Source organism: Bradyrhizobium septentrionale (genome assembly GCF_011516645.4).
Lineage (GTDB): Bacteria > Pseudomonadota > Alphaproteobacteria > Rhizobiales > Xanthobacteraceae > Bradyrhizobium > Bradyrhizobium septentrionale.
The window spans coordinates 9,495,840-9,522,656 of the sequence record NZ_CP088285.1 but is presented as its reverse complement, the minus strand read 5'-3'; the positions used below and the strand labels follow the sequence as shown (position 1 = coordinate 9,522,656).

The following is a 26,817-nucleotide window of genomic DNA, read 5'->3' as shown; positions in this document are numbered from 1 at the left end:
GCAGCCCGCAGGCCAACGGCTCAGAAAAATCGCGGACGAGGGAAGGGGAGGAGATGAGGCTTCGGTTCAAGGCCACCCATGTCGTGTTGGCCATGCTCTGCGTGATGTACTTCATCACCTATGTCGACCGGGTGAACATCGGCACCGCGGCCAGCGATATCCAGAAGGAGCTCGGCCTGTCCAACACCGAGCTCGGCCTGGTGTTCTCGGCCTTTGCCTATCCGTATCTGCTGTTCCAGGTGATCGGCGGCTGGGTCGGCGATCGCTTCGGGCCGCGCCAGACCTTGTTCTGGTGCGGCATGATCTGGGCTGCGGCGACCATCATGACCGGCTTTGTCCATGGTCTCACGGCGCTGTTCGTTGCCCGCTTCGCGCTCGGATTCGGCGAAGGCGCGACCTTTCCCACCGCGACGCGCGCGATGCAGTACTGGACGCCGGCCAAGCGGCGCGGCTTCGCGCAGGGGCTGACGCATTCGTTTGCGCGGCTGGGCAATGCCATAACCCCGCCGGTGGTCGCGCTGCTGATCCTGTGGCTGACCTGGCGCGGCGCGTTCATCGCGCTCGGTTTTGTCAGTCTGATCTGGGGCGTCGCGTGGGTCTGGTACTTCCGCAACGAGCCGAGCGACCATGGCTCGATTACCGCAGCCGAGCTTGCGACGTTGCCGCCGCGTCCGCAGGGCGAGCGGCCCAAGGTGCCGTGGGGGCCGCTGCTGCAACGCATGTGGCCGGTGACCTTGACCTATTTCTGCTACGGCTGGTGCCTGTGGCTCTACCTCAACTGGCTGCCGCTGTTCTTCAAGAACAACTACAGCCTCGATCTGAAGAACTCGGCGCTGTTCGCGTCCGGCGTCTTCTTTGCCGGCGTCGTCGGCGACAGCATCGGCGGCGTCATCTCCGACCGCATCCTGGAGCGTACCGGCAATGTGCGTCTGGCGCGGCTCAGCGTAACGATCGTGGGATTCGCCGGCGCGCTGCTGTCGCTGATGCCGATCCTGTTCGTTCACGACATCACGGTGGTCGCGCTTTGCCTGTCGGCCGGCTTCTTCTGCGCCGAGCTCGTGATCGGCCCGATGTGGTCGATCCCGATGGACATCGCGGCGAAATATTCCGGCACCGCCGCGGGGATCATGAACTCCGGCTCGGCGTTTGCGGCCATCGTCTCGCCGCTGGTCGCCGGCTTCGTCATCGACGCGACCGGCAATTGGTACCTGCCGTTCCTGATGTCGATGGGGCTCTTGCTCGTCGGTGGCTTCTCGGCATTCCTGATGCACCCGGAGCGGCCGTTCGAAGAGACCAGCGAACTGGTGGCACCGGGAAAGGTGGTGGCCGCCGAATGAGGGGCGCCGGCCCCGGTGGAGCGCCGTCAGATATGCATGACGGCCCCTCGCCGGGCCTAGGACAAACCCGGCGAATAGTGATATGCGAGCGGCTCACCACGACCAAGACAAGACCGGGAAGACGCTCATGACCGTGCATACTGGAAGGCATTTTCTGCAGATTCCGGGACCGACCAACGTGCCGGACCGGGTGCTGCGGGCCATGGACATGCCGACCATGGACCATCGCGGTGCCGAATTCGCCGAGATCGGTTTTGCCGTGCTTTCGGCAATGCAGCGGGTGTTCCGCACCAAGCAGCCCGTGATCATCTACCCCTCGTCCGGGACCGGCGCCTGGGAGGCCGCGATCGTCAACACGCTGCAGCCCGGCGACAAGGTTTTGATGTGCGAGACCGGGCAATTCGCGGTGCTGTGGCACGGCATCGCCGACAAATTCAAGCTCGACGTCGATTTCATTGCGGGCGACTGGCGCCACGGCGCCGACCTCGAACAGATCGAGGCCAAGCTTGCCGCCGACAAGGCGCACAAGATCAAGGCCGTCTGCGTGGTCCATAACGAGACCTCGACCGCCTGCGTCACCTATCCGCGCGACGTCCGCAAGATCCTCGACACTTTGAAGCATCCGGCGCTGCTGATGGTCGACACCATCTCCGGCCTCGGCTCGCTCGAATATGAGCATGATGCCTGGGGGATCGACGTCTCGATCGCCGGCTCCCAGAAGGGACTGATGCTGCCGCCCGGCCTCGGCTTCAACGCCGTGTCGGAGAAGGCGCTGGCAGTGGCCAAGGCCAATCCCGCGATGCGCTCCTATTGGGACTGGCAGGAGGTCATCAACATCAACAAGGCCGGCACCTGGCCGTACACGCCCGCGACCAATCTCCTGTTCGGCCTCAGGGAGGCCGTGAAGATGCTGGAGGAGGAGGGGCTCGACAACGTCTTCGCGCGCCACAAGCGCCACAGCGAGGCGACGCGCGCCGCGATCAAGGTCTGGGGCCTCGAGACGCAGTGCCAGGAGCAGGGTGCGCATTCGCCGGCGCTGACCGCGGTGCGGGTGCCTGATGGCCATGACGCCGATCATTTCCGCAAGGTCGTGCTGGAGAATTTCGACATGTCGCTCGGCACCGGCCTCAACAAGGTCAAGGGCAAGGTGTTCCGGATCGGCCATATTGGTCACTTCAACGACCTGATGCTGATGGGCACCCTGTCGGGCGTCGAGATGGGTCTTGATCTCGCCAAGGTGCCGCATCGCAGCGGCGGCGTGCTGGCGGCGATGGAGGTCCTGAAGGGACGTGACCCGTCGCAGGTGTCCAAGGCTGTTGCTTGAAAAAGGCCGTCGCCTGAAATCGAATCGTAAAGAACAGAAAGAGCGAGACATGAACGCGCCCGTCACTTCGACCGAAGACCTGATCTACTCCGTCGAGGACGGGATCGCGCGCATTACGTTCAACCGGCCGCAGGCGCGCAACGCGCTGACCTTTGCGATGTATGAGCAGATGGCTTCGATCTGCGAGAACATCAATCAGGATCACTCCATCAAGGCGCTGATCATGACCGGTGCCGGCGACAAGGCGTTCGCCTCGGGCACCGACATCTCGCAGTTCCGGGCGTTCAAGACGGCCCAGGATGCGCTGGACTACGAGGCGCGGATCGACCGCGTGCTGGGAACGCTCGAACAGTGCCGCGTGCCCGTGATCGCAGCGATCGCCGGCGCGTGCACCGGCGGTGGCGCCGGCATCGCCGCATGCTGCGACATCCGCATCGGCACCGAGGCGACGCGGATCGGCTTTCCGATCGCGCGCACGCTCGGCAACTGCCTCTCGATGTCCAACATCTCGCGGCTGGTCTCGCTGATTGGCCCGGCGCGGACCAAGGATCTGATCTTCAAGGCGCGCCTGGTCGAGGCGCCGGAAGCGCTGGCGCTCGGGCTGTTGAACGAAATCGTCCCCGACGTGGAGACGTTGCAGCGCCGCGCCAACGAGACCGCCAAGCTCGTCGCCGGCCATGCGCCGATCACGTTAGAGGTGACCAAGGAGGCGGTACGCCGCATCCGCCGCACGCTGTCGCGCGAGGAAGGCGAAGACCTGATCCTGCGCGCTTATATGAGCGAGGATTTCCGCGAAGGCATGGACGCTTTCCTCAACAAGCGCGCGCCGAACTTCAAGGGCAAGTAGCGGCTGTCCGAGGGCTCCGGGTGGCTTGTGTATGCTTCGTCATTCCGGGGCATACTGCCGCGCGCCGTCTGAACCACGGTGAGGTGAGCACATATCTCAGGCTCCCTCTCCCCCTTGTGGGAGAGGGTTAGGGAGGGTCCTAACCGGCTACATAGGTAACAGAATAGACCGGCGACATAGGTAACAGGTCAACTGATCGGCAAGGAGGAACTTGCCGATGGGGTGGATGGAGACCTGTGCTGTGGATGAACGGATGCGGTTTGTGGTGGCGGCACAAAAGCACGAGGAGTCGTTTGCGGCGGTGTGCCGGCGGTTCGGAGTGAGCCGTCGGGTGGGCTACAAATGGCTTGCACGGTTCGAGGAAGAAGGCGCGGCCGGACTGTTCGATCGTCCGCGAGCTCCGCTGCATCGTCCACAAAGCGTTGCGGAGAAGATCGCTGAGCGCTGCCTTGAGGTGCGTCGGGCGCATCCTAGCTGGGGGCCGATCAAGGTGCTGGCCTTTCTCGAACGGAAGTCACCTCGGACGGCATGGCCCGCGGCAAGCACGATCGGCGAGCTGTTCGATCGTGAGGGGCTGACGGTGAAGCGCAAGCTGCGCCGGCGCGGGCCGCCCTCGAGCGCGCCCTTTGCCGGTTGCGAGGCGGCCAACGACGTCTGGTGCATCGACTTCAAGGGCTGGTTCCTGACCGGGGACGGCATGCGCTGCGAACCGCTGACGCTCACCGATGCCTATAGCCGCTATCTGCTGCGCTGCCAGGCCTTGGCACGCACCGACACGGATCATGTCTGGCCTGTGCTGGACGCTGCGTTGCGCGAGTTTGGGTTGCCACTCTACATGCGCTCGGACAACGGCTCGCCGTTTGCCTCGCGCGGCGCCGGAGGATTGTCACGACTGTCGGTCAAGCTGATCAAAGCCGGCGTGACGCCGGAGCGCATTGCACCGGGCAAACCTCAGCAGAACGGCCGCCATGAGCGGATGCATCTGACGCTGCTGCAAGACGTTGCCAATCCGCCGGCTCCCACCATGCGCGAGCAGCTCAAGCGCTTGCACAGCTTCCAGCATCTCTACAACGAAGAGCGTCCTCACCAATCGCTCGACAACGCCACGCCAGCCGACCGTTACCAGGCCTCCTCGCGCCGCTTCGACGGTGTCTTGCGCAAGCCGGAATACGCTGACGGTCAGGACGTCCGCTCGGTCCGGCACAACGGAGAGATCAAGTGGTTGGGCAACACGATCTATATCAGCGAAGCGCTGATCGGTGAGCCCGTCGGCTTGGCCGAGGACCCGGACGGCTGGACCGTCAGCTATGGCCCGATCGTGCTCGGCACGATCGCCCATCGCGGTGACCAACTCCGCAGACCCAAACGCAAGGCAAAAGGCTGTGGACTTGAGGACAACGCTACGCGTTGCCCTCAGGGTCCACAGCCCCAACAACAGACCTGAACGAAACGAGAATTGTGTTACCCATGTCGTCGGTCTGAACCGTTACCCATGTCGCCGGTTGCTCAAGAGGATTGGCCCCGGGCGAGATGTCGGTGAGGGTATCGCTCTCGCAAATTGTTTACTGTCGTCGTGACGGATACGGAAAGTGCACGCAGTGTGGCGCCCTCTCCCTAACCCTCTCCCGCAAGAGGAGAGGGAACCCATCCGCCGGTGCCTTCCTTACGCGCGCGTGCCACTGAGTTGCCCGACGGCGCAAGCCCCTCATGCAAAAATATTTCGCTTTATCCGAAATACAACTCGGTATATGGTTCGCCCGTCTCACCCGATCGAGGGGCGGATCGCGATCGTCACGAACGCGGTGTGGGATGCGGTGGACGCCGAGCGTGTGACTGACGAGAGCACGTGAGGCGGACGGCGAAGTCGTGTGGTCCTGACGCCCCAGCGGTAGGTGTCCCCTTGTGAGACGCAATTGCGTCTTGCGAAGGCGGTGACAACAAAGCCCGGTCTCACCGGGGAGAGCACGAAATAAGCCGTAACCCATCGCGCAGGGAAAGCCGGAGTTCCCGGTGACACCTGTGGTCCTACCTCCCGTGCTTCCTGTTGCACGGGACCCATGGGTGCAATCGGCACCCGGCGTTCCCTGCGCCCTCTCATCGAGAGAGGGCGGAACGAGATGCAAGACTCGGACGATTCATGTCGCGAGAATGCGATGCTGTATCCCCATCCTCACCTGTCATCGCCCGGCTTGACCGGGCGATCCAGTACGCCGCGGCCTCTCGGCTCAAGCACTGGCGTCTCTGGAATACTGGATCACCCGCATGCGCGGGTGATGACCATCGAACATATTGTTTGCCATTCGAATCCGAACAGGACCGTCACCCCCGTGCAAAGGCTTCGCCTTTGTCGCTGGAGGTGCGAGCGGCGCGAGCCTCGAAGGATGCACGGCCCGGCTGGTGGCCGTGCATCCTTCGAGACGCGCTACGCGCTCCTCAGGATGACGGGACTGACGATGTGCAAGCCGGTCATTGCGAGCGAAGCGACGCCCCCACCTCATTCCAAAGTCATAGATCATGCGGCAGTTCGCGGCTTGAACTCACCTTCATTCTCGGCACAATGACCGCACCCGCCACCTCGACGGTTTCGCCAAGCCGAACAAATAGATAGGGAAGAAACACGTGGGACAGATTGTGAAAACCACGGCTGCCATCGCGGCCTTGCTGCTGAGCACGCCGGCCTTTGCCGGCTGGGAGCCGAGCAAGCCGGTCGAGATCGTGGTTGCGGCCGGCGCCGGCGGCGCCTCCGACCAGATGGCGCGGATGATGCAGGCGGCGATCCAGAAGAACAATCTGATGAAGCAGCCGATGGTGGTGTCGCTGAAGGGCGGCGCGTCGGGTGCGGAAGCGCTGATGTACATGAAGTCGAGCGAAGGCGATCCCAACAAGGTGCTGATCGCCTATTCGCTGATCTACATGCTGCCGCTATCGGCGAAAATTCCCTTCAACTGGCGCGACCTCACGCCGGTGTCGGTGATCGCGCTCGATCAGTTCGTGCTGTGGGACAATGCAACGGGTCCCAAGACCGTGAAGGAGTTCATCGAGGCCGCCAAGGCGGCGAGCGCGCCGTTCAAGATGGGCGGCACCGGCTCCAAGCGCGAAGATCACGTGCTGACCGTCTTCATGGAGCAGAAGACCGGCGCCAAATTCTCCTATCTGCCGTACAAATCCGGCGGCGAGGCAGCGACCCAGCTGGTCGGCGGCCACACCGAGTCCAACGTCAACAATCCGAGCGAGAATCTGGAAGTCTGGCGGGCCGGACAGGTTCGCGCGCTCTGCGTGTTCGACAAGGAGCGGATCTCCTACAAGACCAAGGTCACCGAGACGCAATCCTGGAACGATATCCCGACCTGCAAGGAGGAGGGGCTGGACGTGCAGTATCTGATGCTGCGCGCGATGTTCCTGCCGGGCAAGGTCACGCAGGAGCAGCAGGCGTTCTATGCCGACCTGTTCCAGAAGGTGACGCAGACAGCGGAATACAAGGACTATATGGAGAAGCAGGCGCTGAAGCCGATCTTCCTCACCGGCAAGGACATGATCGAGTTCCTCGAGGATGACGACAAGGTCAATGCCTCGCTGATGAACGCGGCGGGCTTCGTTGCGAAATGAGCCTCCGCCGCGCTGCCGACACATCGCCCGATTGCGGCGGGTGTCGGCGGCGCAGCCCTTGCTTTACCTCCCGCTCGGAATCGCCTTGCATCGCGCAGCCACCCCATCGATATTGCGCCGCACTATGGCGGAATGTCCGGCGGGACTGTGAGGAGCGATCATGACCAAAGCCGTTCTCGGCATCATCGGCGGATCCGGCATTTATGACCTGCCAGGTCTGGAAAATGTCCGCGAGGAAGCGATCACGAGCCCGTGGGGCGAGCCGTCGGCGCCGCTGCGCCGCGGCGAGATGGCGGGATTGCCGATCGTGTTCCTGCCGCGGCACGGCCAGGGACATCCGCTGTCGCCGTCCGACATCAACTATCGCGCCAATATCGATGTGCTGAAGCGGGCGGGAGTCACCGACCTTGTTGCACTGTCCGCGTGCGGCTCGTTCAAGGAGGAGCTGCCGCCGGGCAGCTTCGTGCTGGTCGACCAGTTCGTCGATCGCACCCACAGGCGCGAGAGCTCGTTCTTCGGCAAGGGTTGCGTCGCGCATGTCTCGATGGCGCATCCGGTGTCGCCGTTGCTGGTCAAGCATCTCGCCGCCGCGGCCGAAGCCGAGCGCATCGCGTTTGCGCGCGGCGGCACCTATCTCTGCATGGAGGGGCCGCAATTCTCCTCGCTCGCCGAAAGCCTGACCTACAAGGCGCAGGGCTATTCGGTGATCGGCATGACCAACATGCCGGAAGCCAAGCTCGCCCGCGAGGCCGAGATCTGCTACGCCAGCGTGGCGATGGTCACTGATTTCGATTGCTGGCATCCGGCTCATGATGCCGTGACGGTGCAGGATATCATCCGCGTGCTGAATTCGAACTCCGAGAAGGCAAAGGCGCTGGTCGCGCGTCTGGCGCGGGATTTCCCGCGCGAGCATGAGCCGTGCCCGATCGGTTCGGACCGCGCACTGGACACCGCGCTGATCACGTCGCCCGCGGCGCGCGATCCGCAGCTGCTTGCCAAGCTCGATGCCGTCGCCGGAAGGGTCTTGAACGCATGAAGGTCGATGGACGGCATTTTCGCAGCATCTGGCTCGAGCCCGACGGCTGGTCGGTCGGTGCGATCGATCAGCGCCGGCTGCCGCATGAATTCGTCGTTGCCAGGCTCACGACGGCGGACGAGGCCGGCGAGGCGATCAGCTCGATGCTTGTCCGCGGCGCGCCGCTGATCGGCGCCACCGCGGCCTATGGCATGGCGCTTGCGATGCGCGCCGATGCGTCCGACGCGGCGCTGGACCGCGCCGGCAAGATGCTGGCTGCGACCCGGCCGACCGCGATCAATCTGAAGTGGGCGATCGACGAGATGCAGCGCGCGCTCGCGCCGCTCGCAGCTTCAGCCCGCGCGGAAGCCGCCTATGCCCGCGCCCGCGAGATCGCCGATGAGGATGTCGAGATCAACCGCGATATCGGCCGCCACGGGCTTGGCCTGATCGAGAAAATCGCCGCAACGAAGCAGCCGGGCGAGCCGGTGAACGTGCTGACGCATTGCAATGCCGGGTGGCTTGCAACCGTGGATTGGGGAACGGCGACATCGCCGATCTACCAGGCGCATGATCGCGGCATTCCGGTCCATGTCTGGGTCGACGAGACGCGGCCGCGCAATCAGGGCGCCTCGCTGACCGCCTGGGAACTCGGGCATCACGGCGTGCCGCACACCGTGATCCCCGACAACACCGGCGGCCATCTGATGCAGCATCGCATGGTCGATCTCGCGATCGTCGGGACCGACCGCGTCGCCGCCAATGGCGACGTCTGCAACAAGATCGGGACTTATCTGAAGGCGCTCGCCGCCCACGACAACAGCGTGCCGTTCTATGTTGCGCTGCCGTCGCCGACCATCGATTTTCGTATCGATGACGGCATCAGGCAGATTCCGATCGAGCAGCGCGCGGCCGCCGAGGTGACGCATCTCACCGGGCGCACGGCGGATGGACGGATCGAGACCGTGTGCGTGGTGCCGGAAGGCTCTTCCGTCGCCAATTTCGGCTTCGACGTGACGCCGGCGAGGCTGGTGACGGGATTGATTACCGAGCGCGGCGTCCTCAACGCTAGCCGTGCTGCACTTGCGAGCGCGTTTCCCGAACGTTCCGGCGTTGGCTGAAGGCTGCATTGACGGTGATTGTGTCAGCGCGCTATCCCAATCGTTGCCCTCGCAACCGAGACCGTCTCGTCCATGTCCAATACCGATATTGAGATCGTCGTCGACGATCCGACCGCGCCTGAAGAGAACTCGCCTGCGGTCGTCAGCACCGGCGTGGTCGACGTCGTCGTCTCGCTGCTGTTGCTTGTGCTCGCTTTGGTGCTCGGCTGGGACAATTGGCGGACCGGCGCCTCGTGGGATTCGACCGGGCCGCAGCCGGGCTATTTTCCGTTCTATCTCTCGGTCATCCTCGGCGGCGCCAGCCTCTATGGCCTCGGCGCCGCCTTCCTCTCGCGCCGGGAGGCCGCCGAGACCTTCGTCACCCGCGCCCAGCTGCGCCGGGTGATGGCGGTGTTCGTGCCGACATTGCTGTTCTGCCTCGCCACCCAGTATCTCGGCCTCTATGTCGCGAGCTTTCTGCTGATCGCGACCTTCATGCGCCTGGTCGGCAAGATCGCGCTGTGGAAGTCGCTGTTGACCGCCTTCGTTTTCACCGCCGCGATGTTCGTGACTTTCGACGTCGCGTTCGACGTCATTATGCCGAAGGGGCCGCTCGAAGCGGCTCTCGGCCGCTAGCCAACCGACAGGATTTCGAGACATGGAAGCCTTCGGTCTGTTGCTGCACGGCTTTGCCGTCCTGCTGACGTGGAAGACGCTGCTGTTGATGATGGTCGGCCTCGTGCTCGGCATCTTCGTCGGCGTGCTGCCCGGGCTCGGCGGTCCCAACGGCGTCGCGATCCTGCTGCCGCTGACCTTCACGATGGATCCGACATCCGCCATCGTGATGCTGTCCTGCATCTACTGGGGCGCGCTGTTCGGCGGCGCCATCACCTCGATTCTGTTCAATATCCCCGGCGAGGCCTGGTCGGTCGCGACCACCTTCGACGGCTATCCGATGGCGCAGCAGGGCAGGGCGGCCGAAGCGCTGACGGCAGCGTTCACCTCGTCCTTCATTGGCTCGCTGGTCGCGGTGCTCCTGATCACCTTCCTGGCGCCGATGATCTCGTCGTTCGCGCTGAAGTTCGGCCCGCCGGAATTCTTCGCCGTCTACCTGCTGACGTTCTGCTCGTTCGTCGGCCTCGGCCGCGAGGCCAAGCACAAGACCGTGATCTCGATGTCGCTTGGGCTGCTGCTCGCCGGCGTCGGCATGGATACGGTGTCCGGGCAGCTGCGCATGACCTTCGGCTCGGCGGAATTACTTCGCGGCATCAACTTCCTCGTCGCGGTGATCGGCCTGTTCGGTATCAGCGAGATCCTGCTCACGATGGAGGAGCGCCTGGCGCTGCGTGGACACGCCGCCGGCATCAGCCTGCGCGTCGTGCTGTCGGTGTGGAAGGACCTGCCGAAATACTGGGTGACGCTGCTGCGCTCGTCGGTGATCGGCTGCTGGCTCGGGATCACGCCGGGCGGCGCGATCGCGGCGTCCTTCATGGGCTACAACCTCGCCAAGCGCTTCGCCAAGGATCCGGAAAGTTTCGGCAAGGGCCGCATCGAGGGCGTGTTCGCGCCGGAGACCGCCGCCCACGCCTCGGGCACCTCGGCGCTGTTGCCGATGCTCGCGCTCGGCATTCCCGGCTCGGGCACTGCTGCGATCCTGCTTGGCGGCCTGATGGTGTGGGGCCTCAACCCGGGCCCGCTGCTGTTCGTCGAGCACAAGGATTTCGTCTGGGGCCTGATCGCCTCGATGTATCTCGGCAACGTCGTCGGCCTGGTGCTGGTGCTGACCACCGTGCCGATCTTCGCCTCGATCCTGCGGGTGCCGTTCGCGGCCGTAGCCCCGATGATCGTGGTGTCCTGCGCGATCGGCGCGTATGCGATCCAGAACGCGATGTTCGACATCTGGCTGATGCTGGGCTTCGGTGTCGTCGGCTACGTCTTCAAGAAGATCGGCATTCCGCTGGCGCCATTCACCCTCGCATTGGTGCTGGGCAACCGCGCCGAGGACGCCTTCCGGCTCTCGATGATTGGTTCCGGCGGCGACATGAAGGTGTTCTGGTCGAACGGCCTCGTCGGCACCATCACGACGCTGGCGATCGTGCTGCTGTTCTGGCCGGTGATCGACAAGGCCTTCGTCGGTCTCGGGCGCCTGTTGCGGCCGGCGCGGGCGTAGTCGCGGCTAGACGACCTTGCGCTGCCGGAGCTCGGCGATCTCGTCCTTGTCGAAGCCGAATTCGGCCAGCAGTTCCTCGGTCTGCTCGCCGAATTCCGGCGGGCGTGCCGCCATCCTGCTCGGCGTCCGCGACAGCGTCACCGGCTGGCTGACCAGCTGGATATGCCGGTTCTCGTCATTGGGCACGTGCTGGGCCATGCCGAGGTGCTTGACCTGGGCATCCTCGAACATCTGGTCGATCGAATAGATCGGCCCGCACGGCACGCCGGCGGCGTTCAGCTCCTGCACCCAGGTCTCGGTCGACTTCTTCTGGGTCAGCGTGTCGATCCGCGCATTGAGCGCGTCGCGATTCTTCGAGCGCGCCGGTGCGGTCGCGTAATCGGGGTCGGTCACCAGGTCGGGCGCGCCGATCGCCTGCGCGCAGCGCTCCCAGATCCGGCCCCCGGTGGTGGCAATGTTGATGTAGCCGTCGGAGGTCTTGAACACGCCGGTCGGGATCGAGGTCGGATGGTTGTTGCCGGCCTGCTTGGCGACTTCCTTTTCCATCAGCCAGCGCGCCGCCTGGAAATCCAGCATGAAGATCTGCGCCTGCAGCAGCGAGGTCTGCACCCATTGGCCTTCGCCGGAAACATCGCGCTCCAGCAGCGCGGTGAGGATGCCGAGCGCACAGAACAGGCCCGCGGTGAGGTCAGCCACGGGAATGCCGACCCGCATCGGCCCCTCGCCGGGCGCGCCGGTCACCGACATCAGGCCGCCCATGCCCTGCGCGATCTGATCGAACCCCGGGCGCTTGTGATAGGGGCCGTCCTGGCCGAAGCCGGAGATGCTGCCATAGACGATCCGCGGATTGATCTTGCGGATGCTCTCATAGTCGATACCGAGCTTGGCCTTGACGTCCGGCCGGAAGTTTTCGACCACGACATCTGCCTGTTCGGCCAGCCGCTTGAACACCTCGAGCCCCCTGGGGTCTTTCAGGTTCAAGGTCATGGCGCGCTTGTTGCGATGCAGGTTCTGGAAGTCGGACCCGCCGCGGGGGCCGCCCGGCTGCTCGCCGCCGCCGTCCTCGAGCAGCGCGTCGATCTTGATGACGTTGGCACCCCAGTCGGCGAGCTGGCGCACGCAGGTCGGCCCAGATCGGACCCGGGTCAAATCCAGCACGGTGAAACGGGACAGGGCTTGGGATGCGCGGGGAAAGGGCATTGAGACACCTCTTGTTTGGCGGGCCGCTCTCGGGCTACTGCCTATCTGCCTTAGACAATTTGGCTGACCTTTCCAACTGTTACCCGGACGCCGGACCGGGCTGGAAACGACCAGCCATGGTTCCGTGGAGATCGGTTCGTCCCTTGGACGGATTTGGGCCGGAGCCGGGCCTGCTCGCCGGCATTACCAGCTGCCAACCCTCGACAATCACCCCGGCGGCTGCTAGCCCGTCGCCGAGCCGAATGGGTTTTGCCCTTATGGAATAGGCACTTGAGGCATATCGAAGCGATGGACCGAAAGCGGGCATGGCGGTGAAGAAAGGTCCATCCCATCTGCTCGGCAACTCGGCATGGAACGCGACTGCCTTTGCGGTCGCGGTGCTGCTCAACCTCGCGATCCTGCCATTCGTGATTTTCCGCCTTGGCCTCGCCGCGTTCGGCGTTGCCGGCCTGGTGACAGCGTGTGTCGCGCCCGCGCTGATGTTCAGCAACGCGCTCGGCCTCTCCACGACGCGCGAGCTCGCGCAACGATTGGAACCGCCCGATCGCGACGAGGCGCGGCGATTTTTTGCGACCGCCCTTGCGCTCGCCCTCGTCGTGGGCGGCCTGATCGCGGTAGTGCTCGGCCTTGTGGGCGCGCCGCTCGCACGATTGGGATTTCACCTAGGTGGTCCGGCTGGCGACGACCTCGGGCTTGCCTTTGCATTGGCTGGCGCCGGCTGGCTGTGCCAGTGCCTGTTTGCGGTCTTCCTCTCGCTGTTCACGGCGCGCCAGGATTATCGGCGGATCGCGTCGATCAGCATCACAGGCACGGTGGTAACGACGATGTCGATGCTGCTGCTGATCCCGCATGCGCCGCGCGCCTCGACCTTCCTCGGCTGTCAGGCATTGGGCTTCGCAACGAATTTCCTGATGGCCGTCGCCTGGTCGCGGCACGCGATCGGTGACTGGCTGGCACGGCCGGCGCTTGATCGCAGCGCGCTGCGTGCACTGGTTAAGCTTGGCGGCTGGCAGGTTGCCGCGCAAAGCGGCGCGCTGTTCGCCGGCCAGGCGGACCGCTATCTGCTCGGCGCGCTGCTGCAGCCGCAATTCGTCGGCTTCTACAGTGTCGCGCAGCGGCTGGAGGAGGCGGTCTATATCGGTGTGCTGAAGGTCGGCGAGATCCTGTTCCCGTTCTTCAGCACGCTGCAGAAGGAGGATGACGATCGCAAGGTCGACCTGCTGCTTCGCTCGTCCTGGATTCTCAATGTGCTTTCCGCGAGCGCGCTCGGCGGCCTGATCCCGGTCGCAGGCGCACTGCTGTATCGATGGACCGGCGCCGAGGTGGCGGCCGAGGCGCAGCTGGTGCTGGTGGTGCTCGCGATCAGCGGGATATTGGGGTCCTGCGCCAACGTGTTTGCGTTCTATCTGCTGTCGCAGGGGCGCTCCAGTTCCAACGCGCTGATCTCGCTCGTCACCGGTGTCTTCACGCTGGCGACCAGCGCCGTCGCATTGCCGTATTTCGGCTGGCAGGCGGCCGGTTGGAGCACCTGCGTCGGGATGGTCGCGCAGATGGTCACCACGGTGCTGCTGTTGCGGCGGACCTTCAGGCTTTCAGCCATGTGGTCGCGGATGCTGCATTTCGTCCTCGTCCCGCTCGGCACCGGGATCGCCGTTGCGCTGGCGCTGCGCTCCCAGCTTGGCCACACCTCATTCGACCACGCGCCGTCATGGTGGTATGTGGTGTCGCTCTACGGCGTCTCGGCGGGGGCGATCTTCGTTGCCGCCATCGCCATGTCGCAGCTTGGTCCCTATCGTGCCGTCTGCTGGCGGGACCTCCGCATCATCATCACCCGTTTCTTGCCCTTCAAGGCCGCCTAGACATGTGTGGTATCGCAGGCATCGTCAATCTGCGCGGCTCCGCCGTGGAGCCGGCCGAGATCTCGCGGCTCACCAGTCTGATCGCGCATCGCGGTCCGTTCGGCGAGGGCATCTGGTTCAACGCCAAGCGAAACCTCGCCTTCGGCCATCGCCGGCTCGCCATCATCGATCCCGGCGAGGGCGGCTATCAGCCGATGCAATCAGGCGATGGCCGCCATGTGATCGTCTACAATGGCGAGATCTATAACTTCCTCGAATTGCGCCGCGAGCTCGAGGCGAAGGGCGCGGTGTTCCGCAGCCAGTCCGATACCGAAGTGATCCTTGCCGCCTGGCAGGCGTGGGGCGAGGACATGCTGCTGCGCTTCAACGGCATGTGGGCGCTGGCGATCTACGACACCGCCACGGATGATCTGTTCCTTGCGCGCGACCGTTTCGGCATCAAGCCGATGCTCTATGCGCTGTCGTCCGAGCGGTTCGTGTTCGCGTCCGAGCAGCGGGCGCTGGCGCGGAGCGGACTGATCGAGACATCGCTCGACATCGATGTGGCGCGGCGGCTGTTGCTTGATCCGTTCGGGATCGAAGGCAGCGAGCGGACCCTGTTCGCGCAACTGCGCCGCCTGCAGGGCGGCCACTGCATGTGGCTGCGCCAGGGCAAGGTGCAGGTGCGCCGCTGGTGGCGGACCGTGGATCACCTGCCTGATGTCCCGGCTAGCGAGGCCGAACGCGTGGCGCGCTTTCGCGAACTGTTTCAGGATTCCGTGGCCTTGCGCATGCGCAGCGACGTTCCGATCGGGACTTGCCTGTCCGGCGGCTTCGACTCGTCCGCGGTGATCTGCACCATGTCGGCGCATGAGAAGGCCGGCATGGGGCCGCGCGACAGCACCGCCTGGCGGCACGCCTTTGTCGCGACCTTTCCCGGCGACAGCAACGACGAGCGGCCGATGGCGGAGGAAGCGGCCGCGTGGGCCGAGGTGGCGCCGAGCTTTCTCGAGATCGGCCGCTCTGATGCGCTCACCGACATCGACCGGATCCTCGACGACAATGACGACGTCTATATTGGGCTGCCGAGCGCGCCGTGGCTGATCTATCGCGAACTCCGGCGCCAGAACGTCACCGTGTCGCTTGACGGCCACGGCGCGGATGAATTGATGGGCGCCTACATGCAGGAGGGGCAGTCGACCGCATTCCGGATCCGGAACGCAGCGGCCGCGCTCACGTCACGATCGAAGCTGGCGCAGCGCGGCATCGATTTCTTGCGGGCGCAGATGATCAGGCGGCAGGGGTATTACTTCCTGCGCGGCGGCGCGGCGGCGATGCCCGCACCGTTGCGGCTGGTCGCCGAGGATGACGAAATGCCGGGCGCGTGGGGGGCGCTGAACCGGCGCCTCTACCGCATGTTTCACTCGACCACGTTGCCCACCATTCTTCGCAATTTCGACCGGCTCTCGATGGCGCACGGGATCGAGGTCCGGATGCCGTTCATGGACTGGCGGCTGGTCACCTACACGATGGCGCTGCCGGAAACGAGCAAATCGGCCGACGGCATGACCAAGGTGGTGGCGCGGCAGGCGATGGCAAACCTGATGCCCGAGAGCATCCGCACCGCGCGCCGCAAGGTCGGATTCAATTCGCCGATGCCGGAATGGCTGAACGGTCCGTTGGCCGGCTGGACCACAGAGCTGCTCGATCGGAAGGTCCCGGCATTTGCCGAGTTCGTCGACGAGGTGCCGCTTCGAAAGGCGGTCGGCCGCTTGACGGCATCGCAAAGCTGGGGTTGGGAATCCGTCGGCCGGATCTGGCCGTATCTGAACATGAAATGGATGTTGGCGAGGTCCGCGTAAGCAATGCGTCTGTTCCAGAACAGCGGTCTCTATCCGTCCTATCTGCCGCGGCTGAACCAGCTCGCGGCAAAGGCATCGACCTTCGCGGCGCGGCGCGACGTGTTCCTGCACGATCGCTTTGGCGCGGCGCATTTCCTCAAGCCGGTGCTCGACGGCGCACCCGAAACCTTCTTCACCAACGGCGACGACGAAGTGCTGCAGCGCCGATGGGCGCATGAGCACGGCATCAAGGGGACGCCGACGCTCGAGGCAATCCTGCTTGCGCAGATCGAGCATCACGGAACCGAGGTGTTCTACAATCTCGATCCGGTGCGCTATCCGAGCGCGTTCGTCGCAAAGCTTCCCGGCTGCGTGAAGAAGACATTGTGCTGGCGCGCGGCACCCTCCGGAAATGCCGACCTGACCGCCTATGGCGCGGTGCTTGGAAACTTCCCTTCGATCCTCGAAGCCTGGCGCAGCAAGGGGTGCCGCGCGGAGCTGTTCTACCCCGCGGTCGATCCGGTGATGGAGCAATACGGCCACGGCGAACGGCCGATCGACGTGGCGTTTGTCGGTGGATATTCGCGGCACCACAGCGCGCGGGGCAGGGCCCTTGAACAGGTCGCGGCGCTGGCGGCTGATCGCAACATCGTGTTCCGCCTCGATGCGTCGCGGCTGACGCGGCTCGCCGAAAGCCCGGTCGGACGATTATTGCCGCTGGGGAAGCACCGGCGTCCCGAAGCCATCGCGCGGATCGCGAGGTTGCCGCTGTTCGGCAGGGACCTCTACGAGTTGTTCGGATCGGCGAAGATCGTGCTCAACGGCGCAATCGACATGGCCGGCAACGATCGCGGCAACATGCGCTGCTTCGAGGCGATGGGCTGCGGGTCGCTGCTCGTGTCGGACGCCGGCAATTATCCGGAGGGGATGGAGGATGGCGTCACGATGCGCACCTACGACGCTGCTGAAAGGGCCACCGAGGTAATTTCAAGCAGCCTGCAGGATTGGCCACATTGGGCTGGGATCGCCGTAGCCGGTAGGAGGCGCGTGCAGGAGACCTACAGCAAGGCCTCGCAATGGGCACAGTTTATCGATCTCGTCGCGCGGATTGGGCCGTGCTAGACCATCGTAGCGGGAGCTTGCGGGATGGCCCGATGCTGAAAATATGGGGTGATGACATGACTTGCGGGTTGAGGTGGCCGGACTTGCGGGCCCGGATCGCCGGCCAACTGGCTCGCTTTCCGTAAGCCGCATGAATCTCGATTTCCTGATCCAGCGATTAACCGGCCGCAATTTCGACTATCTCGTCCAGCGGTTGATCGGCCGTGCCACCTGCCGGCTGCAGGACGGAGCGGTGCTTGGCACTAGCGCGAGAGTTAAGAACATCGTCGGCGACACCGACAGGATCGTGGTTGGAAGCCACAGCCGGATTCTCGGAGAGCTTATGACGTTCGCTCATGGCGGTGAGGTGCGGATCGGCGAGTGGTGCTATGTTGGAGAGGGGACACGGATCTGGTCCGCGGTGTCCATCGAAATCGGAGACCGTGTTCTCATCTCGCATTCGGCGAACGTCTTCGACAGCCTCACGCATCCGCTGCGCGCAGCGGAGCGGCATCAGCAAGTCAAACAGATTTTCACGCGCGGCCATCCGCGCGACATCTCGCTTGACGAGCGTCCTGTCCGGATTTGCGATGATGCCTGGATTGGGGCCGGTGCAATGGTTTTGCGCGGCGTCACGGTGGGGCAGGGCGCCGTTGTCGCGGCCGGTGCGGTCGTGACTAGGGATGTTCCGCCGTTTTCGATCGTCGCGGGAAATCCGGCCGTCCTGGTGAGGGAGCTTGGCCCCGATGAGCGGTGAGCGCAAGTTTACTACCTGGGAGGAAGCAGTGGTCTGGCTGCGCAATCAGCCGGACCAGCGCCAGCTCGTGCTCGACGCGTTTTACGACGATCCGCTGATCGGCGCTGCCGAGCGTTATTTCCAGAGCTCCGAGTGGCAGGCGGTTGCCGCGCTGCTGGCGGGCCGGACTGGTGCCGCGCTCGACGTTGGTGCCGGCCGCGGCATCGCGAGCTACGCGCTCGCTCGAAGCGGCTTTGCCGTGACTGCGCTCGAGCCGGATCACAGCGCGATCGTGGGTGCGGCGGCGATCCGCGAGCTGGCGGCGCAGACGCAATTGCCAATCCGGGTGGTCGAAGAGTTTTCCGAGCGGCTGCCGTTCGCCGATGCGATCTTCGATCTGGTCTTCGCCCGTGCCGTGCTGCACCATACGCGCGATCTCGAAGGTGCATGCCGGGAGATGTTCCGCGTGTTGCGGCCCGGCGGCATGCTGATCGCGGCGCGCGAACATGTCATCACCAAGGAGGCCGATCTTCCGCAGTTCCTTGCGCAGCATCCGCTGCATCATCTTTACGGCGGCGAGCATGCCTTCCTGCTCGATCGCTACACCGGCGCGCTGACCGCCGCGGGATTTTCCGCGATTGACACGCTGGCGCCGCTGCAAAGCCCGATCAACCTGTTTCCCTATACGCTGGACACGCTGAGAGCAGCGATCGTGACCAAGTTGACGCAAAAGGTTCCGGTGGCGCCGCTGTGGCGAACCGCGCTTGCGTCACGCCAGGTCTTCGTCTCACTGCTGTCGATGGCCGAACGTTTCGACAATCGACCTGGCCGGCTCTACTCCTTCGTCTGTCACAAGGCCTGAGCGATGATCGTCTGGGTCACCGGCGCCAACGGGTTCATCGGCCGCCATCTCGTGCATGAATTGGCTGCGACGGGCCATGAGGTGCATGGCGTCGGGCACGGGGCACTCGATGCAGCGGAAGCCCGGCGCCTTGGTTTGCAGAGCTGGATCAACGGTGAGATTGACGCGGCCAATCTCAACACGCTTGCCGCTGCGCATGGGTTGCCGACGCAGGTCTTTCATCTGGCCGGTGGATCATCCGTCGGCGTCTCGATCGAGCGGCCGTTCGAGGATTTTTCGCGGACCGTCGCCAGCACAGCGCGGCTGCTCGAATGGCTGCGCGGATCCGCGCCGGATTGCGCAGTGATCGCCGCGTCGAGTGCGGCCGTTTATGGCGCCGACCATATCGGCCCGATCGCTGAAAGTGTCGTGCCGGCTCCGATGTCGCCCTATGGGCAGCACAAGCTCATGATGGAGCAATTGTGCCGGAGCTACGCGCGGTCGTTCGGCCTCGGTTGCACCGTCGTACGGCTGTTCTCGGTCTTTGGTCCCAACCTCCGCAAACAATTGCTCTGGGACATCTGCTCGCGGCTGAAGGCCGGGGAGCAGGTGCTCACCCTCGGCGGGACGGGTAACGAGATACGCGACTGGACCGACGTTCGCGACGTCGTCCGACTGCTTGCCGGCCTCGCGGAAGCGTCGCCGCAGCAGACTTTCCGAATCATCAACGGCGGTTCGGGCCAAGGGACGAGCGTTGCCGACATCGCCGCCGGCCTGATCGGGCAGTGGGGCAGCAACACCGTCGTGCGACACTCAGGAGTAAGCCGGCCTGGCGATCCCGTGAGCCTGCTGGCGGACGATGCGATGTTGCGCCAAATCGGGTTCGATTGGCGCATTCCGCTTGCTCAGGGCCTTGCCGACTACGTGACGTGGTTCAAGGGGCAAGCTTCGTGACGTCGCTCCCGTTGCGGATCGCGTTCAGTCACATTTCGCGCCGGCTTTGGGCCGGCGGATTCAATTACCAGCGCAATCTGTTCGCCGCGCTCGGCCGGTTCCGGCCGGGCGAATTCGTTCCGGTCGTCTTTGCCGGGAACACAGCCGATGAGAATGAACTCGCGGAGCTTGCCGCAACACCGGGTGTTGAGGTGGTCCGGTCGGCAGCATTCGATGGACAGCCAGGTTTAGCCGCGGCACTGGGGCTTGGGCTGGACCCCGGAGCCGCCGCGGCGTTTCGTTCCGCGCGTGCGGATGTTGTCGTTGAAGCGGCACGTTTCTTCGGTTGGCGACTGGCGATTCCGGCCGTGGCATGGATTCCTGATCTGCAGCACCGTTCGCTGCCTCAGTTGTTTCCGAGGACGGCACGCTGGCGCCGCGAGATCGGTTTTCGCGTTCAGATGGCGTCGGGGCGAACCATCATGCTGAGCAGCGAGAGCGCCTTTCGCGATTTTAAAGCCTACTACCCACATGCCAGAAACCGGGTCAGCGTGGTTCGCTTCGCAACCCAGCCGCCGGCCGCTCTGCTGAACACGGATCCGTCCGAGGTGATCGCGACCTACGGCCTGCCGGAAAACTATTTCTACCTGCCCAATCAGTTCTACCGTCACAAGAACCACCAACTCGTGGTCGACGCGCTCACGATCCTGAAGGAGCGCGGCGCCAACGTGGTGGTCTGTGCCTCCGGCAGCACCGAGGACCGCCGCGAGCCGGGCTACTACGAACAGGTCAACGCGCAGGTTCGCGAGCGCGGCCTCGATGCGCATTTCCGCCATGTTGGGACGATCCCCTTGTCACACGTCTACGCGCTGCTGCGGGCTTCAACCGCACTGATCAATCCATCGCGTTTCGAGGGATGGAGCACGACGGTCGAGGAGGCGAAGTCGTTCGGCGTTCCGATGATCCTGTCCGATCTCGACGTGCACAAGGAGCAGACCGACGGGGCTGCGCGCTATTTCGGCGTCAATGATCCGGTCGCGCTCGCAGACCACCTAATGCAAGTTTCACAGGAGGCGCGCGGGCTCGTCGTCCGGAACGTCGTCCCGCATCAGGACGACAGCGTCCGCGCCTTTGCGGCGAGCTTTGCGGCCACCATGCGGCGGGCTGCCGGTCAGGAGATCAGTGAGCCAGTCGCAAGATAGAAGCTGAGATCGCACAGCAGATCGCGCGGGCGCTGCTTCACCCGGTGAGGTTGACGTTCATCGCGTGAACGGGGTAGAGGAGAGCTCAGGCGCTGGGTCGGATGTCATGCCGCGGCGGCCAGACTGCGCGTCCTGTCGAATTGTCCACGAAACCCAGACCAACAGGTTAGTCCCACGTGTGCGGCATATTCGGCCTCATCGCCAAGAACGGGCTCGTTGATGCTGATCAAGTCGATCGACTGACCGATCTGGTCGCGCACCGCGGGCCGGATGGGCGTGGGGTGAGGGTCAGTGGCAATGTCGGGTTGGGACACCGGCGCCTCGCCATCATCGATCTAACCGAAGACGGCGCGCAGCCGATGCGCGACAGGCTGCTGCCGATCTGGATCACCTACAACGGTGAAATCTACAACTACCTCGAGCTCCGCGCGGAACTCGAGGCGCTCGGACATGTCTTCCACACCGCGTCCGACACCGAGGTCCTGCTGGCCGCCTATGTCCATTGGGGCGAAAACTGCCTCGAGCGCTTCAACGGCATGTGGTCGTTTGCAATCCATGACGAGCGCGACAATACGCTGTTCTGCGCGCGTGATCGCTTCGGTGTGAAGCCATTCTACTATGCCGACACGGCGACGCAGTTCGCATTCGGCTCAGAAATTCGCCAGTTGCTGCCGTTGATCGGGCGCTCCGTCGCCGACGACGATCTTGTCAGGGATTTTCTGGTCTGCGGCCTCAGCGACCATACCAATCGGACCTTCTTCAAGGGCATCGAGAAGCTCGCCCCCGGACACAAGATGCGCGTCGATGTCGCAACGGGCCGGATCAGGACGGAGCGCTATTATTCGCTGGCGCCTCGCCCGGACGTGGCGGACGGGCAGGATGCCGCCAGATTGCTGCGAGAGCTGCTCGACGACGCAACACGTCTGCGCCTGCGTTCGGACGTTCGCGTCGGAACCTGCCTGTCGGGAGGACTGGACAGTTCGAGCGTCGCGACGCTGGCGGCACGGCGCTATGCGACCACATCCAACGATCGCTTCTTTGCCATCACCGCGGTCAGCGAGCAGGCCGCCAATAACGAGGAAGCGTACGCCGCCGAAATCGTGGCAAGCGCCGAGCTGAACTGGTTGCGCACCAAGCCGGGCTACGAGGATTTCGCCTCGACGGCGGAAACCCTGCTCGAGGTTCAGGAGGAGCCATTCGGAGGCCCCTCGATCATGATGCAGTATGAGGTGATGAAGACGGCGCGCGCGAACGGCGTGATTGTGCTTCTCGACGGTCAGGGCGGCGATGAAACGCTGCTCGGATATCATCGCTATTATGCGGCCTGGCTCCGCGACCACTTTCATCGCTCGGGTGTGCGCGGATTTTTTTCCGCCTTCGGCGCGGCCAGGAACGCGGGCGTTTCAGCCAGCCGCCTGTTGATGTACTTGTTCGGGGCCAGCCTGGCGGGACTGCGAGCCGGCGTCTATCGTTGGCGATACGCATTCCTGAAAAGTCCAGCCCTGCCGGAGTCGCTTCGCCGTTTTGCGCGAAACACGAACGATGCACGGGAGATGCAGGTTCTGGAGATTACCGAAACCAACCTGCCGATGCTGCTGCGCTTCGAGGACAAGAATTCGATGCGGTTCGGCATCGAAACACGATTGCCATTCCTCGACTACCGCTTTGTCGAATTTTCACTGGGCTTGCCGACCCGGACCAAGGTCAATCACGGCTGGACAAAATGGCCGCTCCGCGCAGCCATGCAGGATGTTCTTCCGGCCAACATCTGCTGGCGCAAGGACAAGATCGGCTTTGCCGCTCCCGATCAGCTCTGGCTCAACCGACACTCGCCTGTGATGTATGACAAGGTGATCGGCAGCGCGCTGCTAGCCCGCTACGTCGACATGGCTGCAGTCAAGAGGAAATTCCACCGGCTCGACCTCGGAATGCGCTGGCGGCTCTATTGCGTGGCGCTCTGGGGCGAACGCTTCCGGGTTGGAGCCCCATGAAGATCTGTATGCTGTCGAGTGTCCATTCGGCCAACGACATTCGAATTGTTGAGAAGGAAGCGCGAAGCCTGTCCGAGGCAGGTCACGAGGTGACCGTCGTGGCGCGGCCGCCGCGCCCAGGTGACGCCGGACGCATCGTGTTCAAACTGATCGAGCAGCCCTCGGTCGCGCGCTGGAAGCGCCCGTGGGTCGCGGGGAGGGCGGCAATTGCACTTGCCCGCGCATCCGGGGCCGACGTCGTGCAATTCCACGATCCGGAACTGATACCGTTCGCGCTCTTGCTTAAGAGCCGACGCTGCAAGGTGGTCTATGATGTTCACGAGGACGTGCCGTCGGACATCCATTCCAAGCGGTGGATTTGGCCCTGGATGCGGCCTCTCGTGGCGCGCGCGATGGAACTGGTGGAGCGGAGCGCCGCGCGGCGCTTTGATGCGATCGTGGCTGCGACACCAGCGATAGCGGATCGCTTTCACAGCTATGGCGCTAATGTCACGCTGGTCAGGAACACCGTGCGGCTCGACGAATTCATCGAACCGACGCCGACCACAAAGCGGCAGCGCCAGGCGGTTTACGTGGGCCGCACCAGTTTCGATCGCGGGCTGGTCGAAATGGTGGAAGCATGCGCCGCGGTGCGTCTGCCGCTCGTGCTCGCGGGAACCATCGGCCGCGAAGAACAGGCCTGGCTTGAGAAATCATCCGCCGACGTGTCATACAGGGGCAGCCTGGGACGCGCTGAGATCGCGACACTGCTGAACGAAAGTCTCATCGGACTCAACCTGCTATTGCCCGAACCGAATTATTTACTCTCACTTCCAACGAAGCTTTTTGAATATATGGCCGCTGGGCTACCTGTCATTTCAAGTGATTTGCCGAAATCCAAGGAGATCGTCGAGGCGGCGGGCTGCGGCATCGTCGTGTCGCTCAGGGATCGCGCGGCGCTGCTCGACAGCCTGACCAGGCTCGCGGACGACCCTCAAATGGCGATCGGATTGGGGCTGGCGGGACGGGCGGCGGTTGTCGGGAATTTCAATTGGCAGCACGACGCGGCGGAACTCAACGACCTCTACCAGCGATTTGCTTCGCCCGGGGCGGCAGCATGAACATCTGGCTGGTGCATCCCTTTGCTGGCGGACCCGGCCTGGGGCGTCACTATCGTCCATTCTGGCTGGCGGACGCCTGGGGCAAGATGGGGCACCGGGTGGTGGTGGTCAGCGCCGCCTTCCATCATCTGCACAGGCAGCCGCGCGTTCCGGGGCCGCAGCGGATCAACGACATCGACTTCTGGTTTCTCGATACACCGCGCTATGGCAGCGGCAGCCTGGGGCGGCTCCGCAACAATTTGAGCTTTGGGCCGGCCTTCGGCTCAGCGGCGGCTGCAATTGCCGCACAGTTCGGCAAACCGGATCTGATGATCGCGTCGAGCCCGCACCTATTCTTCATCTCAGTGGCGCAACAGGTCGCGCGGCGTTTCGATGCGAGGTTCTGGCTGGAGGTCCGCGACCTCTGGCCGGAGAGCATCATCGCGCTCGGAATGACCCCGGCATGGCATCCGCTGATGAAGGTGCTCGGCTGGAAGGAGCGCTCGGCGTATCGCGCGGCAGATCGCGTGATCTGCCTGCTGGCCGGAGCGGAACCCCATATGCGGGCACGTGGCTTGCCGGCCGGCAGGTTCATGTGGATCCCGAACGGGGTCTCCGACGGCGAGATCCAGAGCGCACTGACGATCGACAATCTTCGTCACCCCCTGACCGATCGCATCAATCTGCTGAAGCAGCAGGGCAGGCGCGTGGTGCTTTACGCCGGCGGCATGGGTCCTCCGAACGCCGTGGAGGCCATTCTCGATGCGGCTGCCATCCTCGGCAAATCGAACTCCGAGATTCGTTTCGTGATGGTCGGTTCAGGGACCTCGCGAGCCGCGCTCGAACAGCGGGCGGTCGCGCTTGGCAATGTCGAGTTTCACGATGAAGTCGATCGATCGGTCGTGCACGGCATGCTGCATGCTTCCGATTGCGCGGTCGTCGCCTTCCACAAGAACGCGCTCTATCACCATGGCATCAGTCCCAACAAGCTGTTCGACTACTGCCTGTTCGCGCCGCGCAGCGTCATTGCCTGCGAAGAGCGGGCGCTGGCCGGGCTCCAGGATCTGGTGACCGCGCGATGCGCACCTGATGATGCTGATGCGCTTGCGGCATCCCTGCGCGCCGCCCTCGACGGTCCGGCGCGTCCGCGCGGCGATCGTGTCGCCGCCGCGCAGCGATACAGCTATTCGACGCTCGCGGCGCAGTATCTGGCCGAGCCCCGTGATCCGGTCTGAAGTGTGGCCATTGCGACACAGGATCGCGAGATAAATTCTTTTATAATCAGATAGTTGCGATGTTCATGGCGTGAACGAATTTGCTTGACGTTCATCGTGTGAACGCGCTATCAGCCTCTCCAGTGGGGATAGGCGTGATGGCAGGGACTCTACCGACGGATGAGAATGACAGCGACCGGCTCGTGCTCGGGCTGCTCACCTCTCTTGAGGCGGATGGCGCGCAATCGCAGCGGCACATCGCGGCCGAACTGGGCGTCGCGCTCGGTCTGGTCAACGCTTACCTGAAGCGGGCGATCAAGAAGGGCTTCGTCAAGGTCGGGTCGGCGCCCGCGCGGCGATATGCCTACTACCTCACGCCGCAGGGCTTCTCCGAGAAATCGCGGCTCACCGTCCAATTCCTGTCCGACTCCTTTTCGCTCTTCCGCAAGGCGAAGGATGAATATGGCAAGCTGTTTGAACGCGCGCAGGCGCGTGGCTTCAGGCGGGTTGTGCTTGCCGGACAATCGGACCTTTGCGAAATCGCGATCCTGTGCGCGGTCGACGGGCCGATCTCGGTCCTTGCGATCGTTGACCCCGATGCAACCGCGTCCCGGTTCATCGGAGTCAGGGTGGTTTCCTCCTACGCGTTGGTGGACGAGCCGTTTGATGCGGTCGTCGTGACCCATTTGACCGGCGCGCGAAATGTATTCGACCAGGCGGTCAGCAAGTTCGGCGCAGAGAAAGTGCTCGCTCCAGACCTGCTGGGCTTGCGTCCAAAGCAGCCACAGGGGGCGTGATGGCGATGCAGCCCGATTCGCGCTGGTACGTCGTGCAGACACAGGTCAATGCCGAAGCCAAGGCGGCGGCGGGCCTCGTGCGGCAGGGCTTCGCCACTTACCTTCCCCGCTATCAGAGACGCCGCAGTCATGCGCGGAAGGTGGAGTTGGTGCCGCGGCCGCTATTCCCGCGCTACCTGTTCGTCGCAATCGATGTTGCGGCCCAGCGCTGGCGTGCCATTCAATCGACGCTCGGTGTTTCGCATCTCGTGTGCGTGGGCGACCGGCCGGCCGCGGTGGAAAGTGGCGTCATCGACACGCTGAAAGCGCGCGAGGACGAAGCCGGATTTATCCAGCTCGTACGCAGGCCGGCTTTCTCGCCCGGTGACACCGTGCGAATTGTCCAGGGTGCATTCGTCGATAGTCTTGCGCTCGTCGAAGATGCCAGCGATCACCATCGCGTGGCTGTTCTTTTGAACCTGCTGGGCCGCAAGGTTCGCGTTCTTGTCGGGGCGGATCTGATCGCCGCGGCTTGAGTGCGTCCGCTGCCTGGCGGGCGTGATGGATTTATTTGGGCTTGGGTGTGACGCTCGATTCACCCCGAGTGCGGTAGCTTGCCTGAAGCAAACAGCTTGCCTAAACAAAGCAGAAAGTTCGAAGAGAGGA

General features: G+C 64.0%; 22 protein-coding genes. 21 read left to right on the top strand and 1 reads right to left on the bottom strand.

Annotated elements, in window-relative coordinates:
• The first annotated feature begins 53 nt into the window (after positions 1–53).
• The 9 genes from HAP48_RS47765 (at position 54) to HAP48_RS47725 (ending at position 11,399) form a co-directional block, all read left to right on the top strand.
• Positions 54–1,337 carry an MFS transporter gene (locus HAP48_RS47765; protein ID WP_166207716.1) on the top strand — a complete coding sequence of 428 codons (1,284 nt, stop codon included), beginning with the start codon at positions 54–56 and terminating at the stop codon, positions 1,335–1,337.
• A 127-nt stretch (positions 1,338–1,464) separates the two neighbouring features.
• Positions 1,465–2,661 carry a pyridoxal-phosphate-dependent aminotransferase family protein gene (locus HAP48_RS47760; protein ID WP_166207713.1) on the top strand — a complete coding sequence of 399 codons (1,197 nt, stop codon included), beginning with the start codon at positions 1,465–1,467 and terminating at the stop codon, positions 2,659–2,661.
• A 49-nt stretch (positions 2,662–2,710) separates the two neighbouring features.
• Positions 2,711–3,508 carry an enoyl-CoA hydratase/isomerase family protein gene (locus tag HAP48_RS47755; protein ID WP_166207710.1) on the top strand — a complete coding sequence of 266 codons (798 nt, stop codon included), beginning with the start codon at positions 2,711–2,713 and terminating at the stop codon, positions 3,506–3,508.
• Positions 3,509–3,725: 217 nt separating this feature from the next.
• Positions 3,726–4,952 (top strand): integrase core domain-containing protein, encoded by a 1,227-nt coding sequence (locus HAP48_RS47750; protein WP_420869824.1) that lies wholly within the window; start codon positions 3,726–3,728, stop codon positions 4,950–4,952.
• A gap of 1,184 nt (positions 4,953–6,136) precedes the next feature.
• Positions 6,137–7,114 (top strand): Bug family tripartite tricarboxylate transporter substrate binding protein, encoded by a 978-nt coding sequence (locus HAP48_RS47745; protein WP_371261156.1) that lies wholly within the window; start codon positions 6,137–6,139, stop codon positions 7,112–7,114.
• 160 nt (positions 7,115–7,274) lie between these two features.
• Positions 7,275–8,150: an S-methyl-5'-thioadenosine phosphorylase gene (locus HAP48_RS47740; protein ID WP_166207707.1), complete on the top strand. Its 876-nt coding sequence runs from the start codon at positions 7,275–7,277 to the stop codon at positions 8,148–8,150.
• Positions 8,147–9,250, top strand: coding sequence for an S-methyl-5-thioribose-1-phosphate isomerase (mtnA, locus tag HAP48_RS47735; protein WP_166207704.1), 1,104 nt, complete (start codon positions 8,147–8,149; stop codon positions 9,248–9,250). The genes HAP48_RS47740 and mtnA overlap by 4 nt, the downstream gene beginning before the upstream one ends.
• Before the next feature lie 72 nt (positions 9,251–9,322).
• Positions 9,323–9,865: a tripartite tricarboxylate transporter TctB family protein gene (locus HAP48_RS47730; RefSeq protein WP_166207701.1), complete on the top strand. Its 543-nt coding sequence runs from the start codon at positions 9,323–9,325 to the stop codon at positions 9,863–9,865.
• A gap of 22 nt (positions 9,866–9,887) precedes the next feature.
• Positions 9,888–11,399 carry a tripartite tricarboxylate transporter permease gene (locus HAP48_RS47725; protein WP_166207698.1) on the top strand — a complete coding sequence of 504 codons (1,512 nt, stop codon included), beginning with the start codon at positions 9,888–9,890 and terminating at the stop codon, positions 11,397–11,399.
• A 6-nt stretch (positions 11,400–11,405) separates the two neighbouring features.
• Here the strand turns inward: HAP48_RS47725 and HAP48_RS47720 are convergent, their stop codons facing one another.
• Entirely contained in the window at positions 11,406–12,599 is a 1,194-nt protein-coding gene (locus HAP48_RS47720; RefSeq protein ID WP_166207694.1) for a CaiB/BaiF CoA transferase family protein, read from the bottom strand.
• 305 nt (positions 12,600–12,904) lie between these two features.
• Between HAP48_RS47720 and HAP48_RS47715 the strand changes: the two genes are divergently transcribed.
• The 12 genes from HAP48_RS47715 (at position 12,905) to nusG (ending at position 26,687) form a co-directional block, all read left to right on the top strand.
• Positions 12,905–14,458, top strand: a complete 1,554-nt coding sequence (locus HAP48_RS47715; RefSeq protein WP_166207691.1) for a lipopolysaccharide biosynthesis protein — start codon at positions 12,905–12,907, stop codon at positions 14,456–14,458.
• A gap of 2 nt (positions 14,459–14,460) precedes the next feature.
• Positions 14,461–16,299 (top strand): asparagine synthase (glutamine-hydrolyzing), encoded by a 1,839-nt coding sequence (asnB, locus tag HAP48_RS47710; RefSeq protein ID WP_166207688.1) that lies wholly within the window; start codon positions 14,461–14,463, stop codon positions 16,297–16,299.
• Between the two features lie 3 nt (positions 16,300–16,302).
• Positions 16,303–17,400, top strand: coding sequence for a glycosyltransferase family protein (locus tag HAP48_RS47705; RefSeq protein ID WP_166207685.1), 1,098 nt, complete (start codon positions 16,303–16,305; stop codon positions 17,398–17,400).
• Positions 17,401–17,530: 130 nt separating this feature from the next.
• Positions 17,531–18,136 (top strand): acyltransferase, encoded by a 606-nt coding sequence (locus tag HAP48_RS47700; protein ID WP_166207682.1) that lies wholly within the window; start codon positions 17,531–17,533, stop codon positions 18,134–18,136.
• The gene (locus HAP48_RS47695; RefSeq protein WP_166207679.1) at positions 18,126–18,977 is read left to right on the top strand and encodes a class I SAM-dependent methyltransferase; all 852 of its coding nucleotides are present in this window, start codon (positions 18,126–18,128) and stop codon (positions 18,975–18,977) included. Before HAP48_RS47700 ends, HAP48_RS47695 begins: the two co-directional genes overlap by 11 nt.
• Before the next feature lie 3 nt (positions 18,978–18,980).
• Positions 18,981–19,910: an NAD-dependent epimerase/dehydratase family protein gene (locus tag HAP48_RS47690; protein WP_165124688.1), complete on the top strand. Its 930-nt coding sequence runs from the start codon at positions 18,981–18,983 to the stop codon at positions 19,908–19,910.
• A gap of 11 nt (positions 19,911–19,921) precedes the next feature.
• Positions 19,922–21,091: a glycosyltransferase family 4 protein gene (locus HAP48_RS47685; RefSeq protein ID WP_224496867.1), complete on the top strand. Its 1,170-nt coding sequence runs from the start codon at positions 19,922–19,924 to the stop codon at positions 21,089–21,091.
• Positions 21,092–21,267: 176 nt separating this feature from the next.
• A complete protein-coding gene (gene asnB, locus HAP48_RS47680; RefSeq protein WP_166207676.1) occupies positions 21,268–23,082 on the top strand; it encodes an asparagine synthase (glutamine-hydrolyzing) in 1,815 nt (604 codons plus the stop codon).
• An 8-nt stretch (positions 23,083–23,090) separates the two neighbouring features.
• Positions 23,091–24,182: a glycosyltransferase family 4 protein gene (locus tag HAP48_RS47675; protein WP_166207673.1), complete on the top strand. Its 1,092-nt coding sequence runs from the start codon at positions 23,091–23,093 to the stop codon at positions 24,180–24,182.
• A complete protein-coding gene (locus tag HAP48_RS47670) occupies positions 24,179–25,396 on the top strand; it encodes a glycosyltransferase family 4 protein (RefSeq protein WP_166207670.1) in 1,218 nt (405 codons plus the stop codon). The genes HAP48_RS47675 and HAP48_RS47670 overlap by 4 nt, the downstream gene beginning before the upstream one ends.
• Positions 25,397–25,533: 137 nt before the next feature.
• Positions 25,534–26,172, top strand: a complete 639-nt coding sequence (locus tag HAP48_RS47665; protein ID WP_166215837.1) for a winged helix-turn-helix transcriptional regulator — start codon at positions 25,534–25,536, stop codon at positions 26,170–26,172.
• On the top strand, positions 26,172–26,687 hold the full coding sequence (nusG, locus tag HAP48_RS47660) for a transcription termination/antitermination protein NusG (RefSeq protein ID WP_166207666.1): 516 nt from the start codon (positions 26,172–26,174) through the stop codon (positions 26,685–26,687). Before HAP48_RS47665 ends, nusG begins: the two co-directional genes overlap by 1 nt.
• Positions 26,688–26,817: the final 130 nt, after the last annotated feature.

Coding starts and splice junctions, on each gene's coding strand:
- HAP48_RS47765 (WP_166207716.1), top strand. CDS start 54: ATGAGGCTTCGGTTCAAGGCCACCCATGTCGTGTTGGCCATGCTCTGC.
- HAP48_RS47760 (WP_166207713.1), top strand. CDS start 1,465: ATGACCGTGCATACTGGAAGGCATTTTCTGCAGATTCCGGGACCGACC.
- HAP48_RS47755 (WP_166207710.1), top strand. CDS start 2,711: ATGAACGCGCCCGTCACTTCGACCGAAGACCTGATCTACTCCGTCGAG.
- HAP48_RS47750 (WP_420869824.1), top strand. CDS start 3,726: ATGGGGTGGATGGAGACCTGTGCTGTGGATGAACGGATGCGGTTTGTG.
- HAP48_RS47740 (WP_166207707.1), top strand. CDS start 7,275: ATGACCAAAGCCGTTCTCGGCATCATCGGCGGATCCGGCATTTATGAC.
- mtnA (WP_166207704.1), top strand. CDS start 8,147: ATGAAGGTCGATGGACGGCATTTTCGCAGCATCTGGCTCGAGCCCGAC.
- HAP48_RS47730 (WP_166207701.1), top strand. CDS start 9,323: ATGTCCAATACCGATATTGAGATCGTCGTCGACGATCCGACCGCGCCT.
- HAP48_RS47725 (WP_166207698.1), top strand. CDS start 9,888: ATGGAAGCCTTCGGTCTGTTGCTGCACGGCTTTGCCGTCCTGCTGACG.
- HAP48_RS47720 (WP_166207694.1), bottom strand. CDS start 12,599: ATGCCCTTTCCCCGCGCATCCCAAGCCCTGTCCCGTTTCACCGTGCTG.
- HAP48_RS47715 (WP_166207691.1), top strand. CDS start 12,905: ATGGCGGTGAAGAAAGGTCCATCCCATCTGCTCGGCAACTCGGCATGG.
- asnB (WP_166207688.1), top strand. CDS start 14,461: ATGTGTGGTATCGCAGGCATCGTCAATCTGCGCGGCTCCGCCGTGGAG.
- HAP48_RS47705 (WP_166207685.1), top strand. CDS start 16,303: ATGCGTCTGTTCCAGAACAGCGGTCTCTATCCGTCCTATCTGCCGCGG.
- HAP48_RS47700 (WP_166207682.1), top strand. CDS start 17,531: ATGAATCTCGATTTCCTGATCCAGCGATTAACCGGCCGCAATTTCGAC.
- HAP48_RS47695 (WP_166207679.1), top strand. CDS start 18,126: ATGAGCGGTGAGCGCAAGTTTACTACCTGGGAGGAAGCAGTGGTCTGG.
- HAP48_RS47690 (WP_165124688.1), top strand. CDS start 18,981: ATGATCGTCTGGGTCACCGGCGCCAACGGGTTCATCGGCCGCCATCTC.
- HAP48_RS47675 (WP_166207673.1), top strand. CDS start 23,091: ATGCTGTCGAGTGTCCATTCGGCCAACGACATTCGAATTGTTGAGAAG.
- HAP48_RS47670 (WP_166207670.1), top strand. CDS start 24,179: ATGAACATCTGGCTGGTGCATCCCTTTGCTGGCGGACCCGGCCTGGGG.
- HAP48_RS47665 (WP_166215837.1), top strand. CDS start 25,534: ATGGCAGGGACTCTACCGACGGATGAGAATGACAGCGACCGGCTCGTG.
- nusG (WP_166207666.1), top strand. CDS start 26,172: ATGGCGATGCAGCCCGATTCGCGCTGGTACGTCGTGCAGACACAGGTC.